6 protein-coding genes are annotated in these 6,264 nt (G+C 67.9%); 4 read left to right on the top strand and 2 right to left on the bottom strand.

The window, feature by feature from the left end; translation table 11 throughout:
• The 3 genes from VE172_RS04210 to VE172_RS04200 form a co-directional block, all read left to right on the top strand.
• A partial coding sequence (locus VE172_RS04210) for an RICIN domain-containing protein (RefSeq protein ID WP_324797622.1) occupies nucleotides 1-690 on the top strand: 690 nt, incomplete at its 5' end.
• Nucleotides 690-2,105 carry a hypothetical protein gene (locus tag VE172_RS04205; protein ID WP_324797620.1) on the top strand — a complete coding sequence of 472 codons (1,416 nt, stop codon included), beginning with the start codon at nucleotides 690-692 and terminating at the stop codon, nucleotides 2,103-2,105. The genes VE172_RS04210 and VE172_RS04205, both read left to right, overlap by 1 nt.
• 163 nt (nucleotides 2,106-2,268) lie before the next feature.
• Nucleotides 2,269-3,753, top strand: a complete 1,485-nt coding sequence (locus tag VE172_RS04200; RefSeq protein ID WP_324797617.1) for an AAA family ATPase — start codon at nucleotides 2,269-2,271, stop codon at nucleotides 3,751-3,753.
• Nucleotides 3,754-3,800: 47 nt separating this feature from the next.
• Here VE172_RS04200 and VE172_RS04195 read toward each other — a convergent pair whose 3' ends face one another.
• Entirely contained in the window at nucleotides 3,801-5,054 is a 1,254-nt protein-coding gene (locus VE172_RS04195) for a carotenoid oxygenase family protein (protein ID WP_324797614.1), read from the bottom strand.
• A complete protein-coding gene (locus VE172_RS04190) occupies nucleotides 5,051-5,608 on the bottom strand; it encodes a hypothetical protein (RefSeq protein ID WP_324797612.1) in 558 nt (185 codons plus the stop codon). The genes VE172_RS04195 and VE172_RS04190 overlap by 4 nt, the downstream gene beginning before the upstream one ends.
• Nucleotides 5,609-5,699: 91 nt before the next feature.
• On the opposite strand from VE172_RS04190, the gene VE172_RS04185 reads away from it, so the two are divergent.
• Nucleotides 5,700-6,221 carry a PadR family transcriptional regulator gene (locus tag VE172_RS04185; protein WP_324797610.1) on the top strand — a complete coding sequence of 174 codons (522 nt, stop codon included), beginning with the start codon at nucleotides 5,700-5,702 and terminating at the stop codon, nucleotides 6,219-6,221.
• Nucleotides 6,222-6,264 lie beyond the last annotated feature (43 nt).

The following is a 6,264-nucleotide window of genomic DNA, read 5'->3' as shown; positions in this document are numbered from 1 at the left end:
CTGGCGGCGCTGGCGGCGGCCGTCGTGCTGCTGCTGGGCGCGGCGGCCGCGGCGATGTTCGTGCCGTGGGACGGCGACAACCCCGACCGGGCCGCCGCCGACCCCTCGCATTCGACCTCGCGAGACGGGTCGTCGGGCTCGTCGACGTCGAAGTCGAAGGACCCCCACGACTCCACCTCCGACAAGCCCAAGTCCAAGTCCCACAACAAGACCGAGCCCGACCCCGACCCGGGCGGCTACGCCGCGATCGCCAGCGCCAACAGTGGGCGCTGCATCGGCGTGGCGGGCGAGTCCCAGAAGTCGGGCGACTGGGTGATCCAATGGGGAATCGCCGCCGAGACGGGATGCTCCAAGCCGCACGAACACTGGTCCTGGGCCAGCGGCTATGGCGAGGACGGCAGCGACTTCAAGATCGTCAACCAGAACTCGGGCATGTGCCTGGACCTCGACGGCACCTCCTCGGGCGCCAAGCTGATCCAACGCGCGTGCCGCGACTCCCACGGCAGCCAGGTCTGGGACCGCACGTACTCCGACACCAAGAACGGCTGGGACTACTTCGCGGGCCTGCGCAACTCCGCGACCGGCCTGTGCCTTGACAACCAGCAGAAACAAGACGAGGACAACGTGGTCATCATCGTGCGGCACTGCCTGAAGGACGACAACGGCCAGATGTTTCGAATCCCCGCCTGATGACCGTCGACGAACCCGACCCGATCGGCTGCCGCACGATCGACGACCTGGTGGCGTACCTGCGGGAGCTGCGCGCCTGGGCCAAGAACGTCTCGTACCGCGAGCTCACCAAGCGCATCAACGCTTCCCGTAAGCAGCAACGCGTCAGGGACGAGGCGAAGCTCGCCACGGTCAGCGACTGTTTCCGTGACGGCAGGGTCCGCCTCAACTGGGACCTCGTCGTCGACATTGGACGCGCGGCGGGCCTCGGTCCCGCGGGTCTGCTGCGCCTCGACCAGGTGTGCCGCCTGATCGCCGCCCGCGTCGACCAGTCCGAGGTGGCCGACGTGCGCGACTCGATCCCGTCCCCGCGCGCCGAGTTCACGGGCCGCGACGCCGAGATCGCGCTGCTGGACCAGCAACTGGCCGCCGCGTTCGCCGCCAAGGTGCCACCGGTGCTGGCCGTCGACGGCCCCGCGGGCATCGGCAAGACCGAACTCGCCCTGGCCTACGCCCACCGGCTTCTCACCGCGGAGGGCGCCCCGCGGGTGCGGCTGTTCGCCGACCTGCACGGCTTCGACACCACCCGCCCCGCCAGCACCCCCGAGGCCGTGTTGTCGGGTCTGTTGGGGCTGGTGGGTCTCAGCGCCACCCAGGTCGCGCTGCTGGCGGACGCCGACGCCAGGGTGCGGCGCTTCCGCGAGCTCGCCGCGTCCACCCCGATGCTGCTGGTGCTGGACAACGTCGCCGACATCGCCTCGGTGCGGCCCCTGCTCCCCGCCTCACCCTCCAGTGTGGTCATCGTGACCAGCCGCTACCGCATCGCGCCCGTGGACTTCGCCGCCGCCATCTCGCTGAGGCCCCTCGAGCCGCCCGCGAGCCTGGAGCTGTTGCGCCGCTTCGACATCGGCGACCGCGTCGCCGCCGAACCCGAAACCGCGTGGCGGCTGGCCGCCACCCTGTGCCGCAACGAGCCCCTCGACCTGGTGACCCTGGGCGGCCAGCTCGCCGACCCCGCCGAGTCGGCCTGGACGCTGTCCGACCACGCCGCCCGCCTCGAGCGCTTCCCGCCCGACACCGTGCTGCGCCCCGCCCTGGCGGGCTCCTGCCAGTCCCTGTCCCCCATGGCCCGCAGGGTCTTCCGCCTCCTGGCGATGCTGCCCGACGACGACTTCACGGCCCACGAGGCGGCGATCCTGGGCGACGTCGACCCCGCCGACGCCGCCGACGCCCTGCGCGAGCTGTTCAACCGACACCTTCTGCTGCAACGACTCCCCGCCCGCTTCCGCTTCAGCGACGTGATCGCCCAGTACGCCCGCGGCATCCTCGACGCCGAGGAACCCGCCAGCGCCCAGCACGCCGCCCTCACCCGCCTGCGCAACGCCACCACCCGCAAGGTGACGATGCGACGGGCGCGGGTGCCCGAGCAGGGTTGAGGCGGGTTGCGCCAGGAGCCGTGGCCCGCCCGGGGCGGCGTGGTCCCGAGAAGTCGAGATGACCGTTGATCACTTAAAGTAATTAGTAAGTGTCTGGTTCCAATGGTACGATTTTCGTCTGACTCAGTTCGGACGGTTTTCGTACCACTCGGGGGTGACGCTCGTGGAAAAGCCCAGTGAGATCTTTGGCCGACATTGGGAATGGAAACTCCTGGAACGGTTTCGAGGCTCAGGCGATCACAACAAGCTGAATCTCGGCATCGTGTCGGGGCGGCGCCGTGCGGGCAAGACATTCCTGCTGACGGCATGGTGCGAACAGGTCGGCGGCCTCTACCACTCATGCGTCCAAGACGAAGGAGAGGTGGCGGCACGATCCCGTTTCAACGCGACGATCGCCGAACACGTGGGCACCCCGACCGCGCCGACCCCCGCGTCCTGGGAGGAATTGCTGCGCACCGCCCTCACCGTGGCCGCCCGCACCACCAGCCAGGGCACCCCGTTGGTCGTCATCGACGAGCTGCCGTACGCCATCGCGCACAGTCCCGAGCTGCCAGGTCTGCTGCAACTGATCTACGACCAAGCCCAGCGGGGCAAGGCGCCAGGCGGCCATGTCGTCCTTTGTGGTTCATCGTTGAGCGTCATGCGCGAGCTGCTGTCGGGAAACAAGCCGCTGCGCGGGCGCGCCCAGGTTGACCTGAGACTGAAGCCGCTGGACTTCCGCCAGGCCGCGAAGCTTTGGGGCATCGACGATCCCGAAGCCGCGCTGCACGTACATGCCTGTGTGGGCGGGTTTCCAGGCTATCGAGAACTGATAACCCAAACCCCGCACGGCATTGGCGAATTCGACGACTGGGTGCGCGACACCCTGTTGAGCACGGGGCTCGGCGTCTTCACCCACACGGAGGTGGAGTTTCTCCTTCGAGAGGAGCCCCGCATCACCGATCGCGCCGCGTACTTCGACGTGCTTGGCGCGATCGCGAACGGCGCAACGTCCCTGTCCAAAATCGGGGCGGCGGTGGGGCGCTCCAAGAACACCGTCGACTACCTCACGCAGGTGTTGCTGTCCAGCGGGTACCTCGACACCGTTCCCGACCTCGTTCGCAAGAAGTCGACCCTTGCCGTCACCGATCCCATCATCCGATTCGACCGCATGATCACGGCCGCCCACCTTGGACAGTTGGAACGGCACCGCGCCGACGAGGTGTGGCGGACGGCCAGGCCCACCTTCAAATCCCAAATCATCGGCCCGCACTTCGAGGCGCTGGCTCGGGAATGGGTGGAGCTGTTCGCCCCCGACGAGCTCGACCGCCCCGAGGGCTTCGGCGACGTGGGGATCGCGAACCTTCACGACCACAGGGGCCGCGCGAAACACGAGGTCGATGTGCTTGCGCTGCAACGCAAGCAGGTCACCTTCCTCGGCGAGGCAAAGGCGACAATCCACCAGCGCGGGCTGGACGACCTGAGCCGCCTGGAGGCGATCGCACGGCTGCTGGCCGACCAGGGGTACCAGACCAAGGGCGTCACCTTTGGACTGTTCTCGCTCAGTGGCTTCACTCACGAGCTGGTGAACGCGGCCAGGCGGCGCGGTGACGTCGAACTGGTCGACATTCATCGGCTGTACGGCCAGGACGAGACTCCGAGCGCTTAATGGGTTCCCCAGGCCCTGGGGAACCCATCGCGATGTCCCGCCCGCGCTCAGTCCTCGGCGGGGATCCAGTTGCCGTGAAAGCCGTAGGGGACCCGTTGCGGCAGTTGGATGGTGGCGTGCGGGGCGGCGTTCAGATCGCCCGCGTCCAGGATCTCCAGGGTGCTGCCGTCCGTGGCGGCGTCGTACACATAGGTCAGGAGCCAGTCGGTGTCGCGACCGGGCACCAGCGACGCCTCGGCGGGGCGGCGGGCGGCGCCGAAGTCGTGCACGGTCGTGGCGTTGTGCCACAGGTCGTAGCGCACCAGCTCGTGGTCGGTGACGACGTGTCCGAACTGGACGTTTTGGCCCGCGTGCGCGTCGTCGACGCGCGGGAACTCGCAAACGCGGTCGTCGAGCTGTTCCTCCTTCACGGTGCCGCCCGCCAGGTCCAGGCTCCAGCGCCACAGCGTGGAGTCGGGGAAGGGCTGGGTGTCGCCGTCGCGCCACAGGTGCGGGTAGCGCACCACCTCGATGACGATGCCGCCGTCGGTGTCGTGGGCGTTGAGGCCGTGGAAGACGTAGCAGGGGTTGATGGAGAACCACTGGACGGTCCCGTGTGGATCGTCGCGGCGCAGCACGCCGAGGCGCGCGGGATAGGTGTCGCTCCAGCGGTACGGCATGCCCGGCCTGTCGTGGTCGAACACGACGGGCAGGTCCATGAACACGATGTGCTTGGCGGTGAGCTGGAAGTCGTGCATCATGGTGTGCCCGCCGACGTCGATCGGTTGCGACAGCAGCAGGTTGCCCTCGGCGTCGGCGCGGTGATAGGTCACATAGGGCGGACGGACGCTGCCGTAGCTGAAGAAGTGCAGCTCCCCCGTTTCGGGGCAGATCTTCGGGTGCGCCGTCATCGAGTCGGTGAGGCGGCCGCCGAAGTCGTACGGCCCAATGGTGTCGAGCTCGGTGGTGATCTCCACGGGCAGCGAGGATTCCACCAGGGCGAAGGTGCGCCCCGCGTGATGCACCACGTGGGTGTTGGCGGTGCCAGCGGTCAGATCGCGGGAGCCGTCGGGGGCGTACACCTTCGTGGAATGCGTTCGCACCCAACGGTTGCGGTACCACCTCGCGCGGCTCCCCTCCAGCCGCACGCCGTGGATCATTCCCTCGCCCGTGAACCAGTGGGCGGATTCCTGCCGCGGGTTGGGCCCGTTGCGCAGGTAGGTTCCGTTGAGCTCGGGCGGGACCTGGCCCGTGATCTTCAGGTCGAACTCGGTGACCTCGCTGTGGACGGGGGCGTAGTTGCCCTCCATGTAGAAGCTCATGCGGTCTGTCCTTCCTGGGCGGGGATGCCGCGCCGCAGCCGCTTGACGTACCAGACGGTGAACAGGCCGGGCAGCACGAATCCCGCGACCTTGACGGCGATGAGGAGCCGCCCCGTGGCGGGCATCAGCAGCAGGGTCAGGCCCGTCAGCGCGAAGGCGGCGGTCCACACCGAGGTGATGACGACGTTGATGCGGTAGAAGCGCGGGGTGTTCCAGACGTGTTCGGGGGCTTGGGTTTTGGCGATGCCCATGGTGAAGGGGCGTTTGACGAGGATCGAGCCGAGCGCGGTGAGGGTGAGCCAGGCGTCCGACATCGGCGGGACGTAGTGCTGGATCGGCGAGGTCGGGTCGATGAGCGCCAGCAGCGCCACGAGTCCGAAGTAGATGGCGGCGCTGGCCTCGATGACCATCATGTCGATGCGGCGCCCCGCGACGAAACCGCGGATCAGCAGGACGGCGCCGACCCCGAAGCCGAGCAGCGCGGCCAGCAGCCACTGCTTCGACGGGACGACGGCGAAGGCGATCCACGGGAGGAAACTGACGAGGTATGACATTGCATTCCTTCTTCGACATGTCACTGTTGACATGTCAGAAGTTACACGTGTCTGGATTGACATGTCAACCCTGATGCGTAAGAATTCGAGCATGAGCCTGCGCCACGCCCTCCTGGGCCTCCTCTCCCACGGCCCCGCCAGCGGTTACGACCTGCTGAAACAATTCGAGCTGTCCCTCGCGAACGTGTGGAGCGCCACACAGAGCCAGGTCTACACGGAACTGGGCCGCCTCACCGACAACGGCCACCTCGAGGTCTCCGACGAGGGCTCGCGCGGCCGCAAGGAATACCGCCTCACCGACAGCGGACGCACCGAGCTGCACCACTGGCTGACCCAGACCCGCCCCAAGACGGTGCGGCGCAGCGAAACCCTGCTGCGGGTGTTCTTCCTGGACCAGGTGTCGCGGCAGGAGGCGGTTGAGTACCTCAAGGGCATCGAGGCCGACTCCGAGACGGAGCTGTCCCAGTTGGAGGAGCTGGAGCGCTCGGTCCCGTGGGACTCCAGCCCGCTGTCCATCTACGGCAGGATCGCCCTGGAGTACGGCATTCGCGCCAGCTCCTCCCAACGCGACTGGGCGGAATGGGCGGCGCGTCAGGTGCGGGACCACACCTGATGTGGCGCGATGTGATTGGTCGCGTGAGGGGTTGTCGCTCCTC

This window comes from Stackebrandtia sp., assembly GCF_035643755.1.
GTDB lineage: Bacteria > Actinomycetota > Actinomycetes > Mycobacteriales > Micromonosporaceae > Stackebrandtia.
This window is presented reverse-complemented; position numbering and strand designations above follow the sequence as displayed.

What these genes read in the sequence shown, in the direction of transcription:
- VE172_RS04190 (WP_324797612.1), bottom strand. Translation starts at nt 5,608, where the DNA reads ATGTCATACCTCGTCAGTTTCCTCCCGTGGATCGCCTTCGCCGTCGTC.
- VE172_RS04195 (WP_324797614.1), bottom strand. Translation starts at nt 5,054, where the DNA reads ATGAGCTTCTACATGGAGGGCAACTACGCCCCCGTCCACAGCGAGGTC.
- VE172_RS04185 (WP_324797610.1), top strand. Translation starts at nt 5,700, where the DNA reads ATGAGCCTGCGCCACGCCCTCCTGGGCCTCCTCTCCCACGGCCCCGCC.
- VE172_RS04205 (WP_324797620.1), top strand. Translation starts at nt 690, where the DNA reads ATGACCGTCGACGAACCCGACCCGATCGGCTGCCGCACGATCGACGAC.